General features: G+C 53.9%; 1 protein-coding gene. It reads right to left on the reverse strand.

Annotated elements, in window-relative coordinates:
* Positions 1–19: 19 nt before the first annotated feature.
* Positions 20–545: hypothetical protein (locus C9414_RS20340; protein WP_181286203.1), on the reverse strand; the 526-nt coding region annotated here is incomplete at its 5' end.

Consider the following 545-nt stretch of genomic DNA (forward strand, 5'->3'; position numbering starts at 1 on the left):
TGTGCTTCAGCGTTACCCACTAGCATTGTCGCCAGCTAGTAGATCTCGCGATCCTGTTGCTAGACACAGACTGTGTGATCTGGATAAGCGCTTCGACAAGCCGCTCAGGCATTGAGAAGAACGGTGAGTGATCGCTTGGAAGTGACATGGCGATGAGGCCGGGGTAGTACTCAATCATCTTCTCTTGCTTTTCAAGTGGAATAGCGCGATCAAACTCTGCTTTGATGAAGTACTTGGGAACCAACCCAAAACGCCCAGCTGTCGTTTCAATAGGAAACATCATCGGCTGGATGGGGTCAGGGCAAAGCCTGTTGATATGCCTTGACGCCTGCGCCTCGTCCAGTATGTTGTAAAAGACCGCCGATGCCTGCTCGCGGACGATAGTGCAGGTTCCGGTCGTTTGCTCCATGACCACCGGTATGTCAGCGCCCACGCCCAGCTCCATTGCCACGTCGAGCGCTGACTGGCCTGGACGCGTCAGAATCGCAGTTAGATAGACTAGTGCGTACAATTTTTCCGGGATCCGCTCAGCCACGGCGGTAATG

Source organism: Bacillus sp. Nf3 (assembly GCF_003028545.1).
Lineage (GTDB): Bacteria > Bacillota > Bacilli > Bacillales > Bacillaceae > Bacillus > Bacillus safensis.